Genomic DNA, 359 nt, shown 5'->3' on the forward strand with positions numbered 1-359 from the left:
CTACTAACTGATACTAATGATCCGTGTGGCTTGACCATATAACCTCAAGTTGCCTTGGCCGACATGACATGTCGATAGATCCCAAGTGCACGCTACGTCACAAGACCAAACGAGAGGCAGGCGCTCAGGCGCGTCTCTTTGTAAAGCCGGCACATCCGTGCCCGCTCCCTGCAAAGACACGCTCTGCGGCGACACTCCAAAAGCCTCCCTGGTGAAATTAGCGCTGTGGAACCACCCGATCCCATCCCGAACTCGGAAGTGAAACGCAGCTGCGCCGATGGTAGTGTGGCTCAAGCCATGCGAGAGTAGGTCATCGCCAGGGTTTATACCCAAAAACCCCGTTGCTCACGCAACGGGGT

General features: G+C 55.7%; 1 rRNA gene. It reads left to right on the forward strand.

Annotated elements, in window-relative coordinates:
• Positions 1-207: 207 nt before the first annotated feature.
• Positions 208-322: ribosomal RNA gene (rrf, locus tag AC1DCJ_RS20330) — 5S ribosomal RNA — on the forward strand.
• Positions 323-359: the final 37 nt, after the last annotated feature.

This window comes from Stenotrophomonas sp. 10N36 (assembly GCF_056395005.1).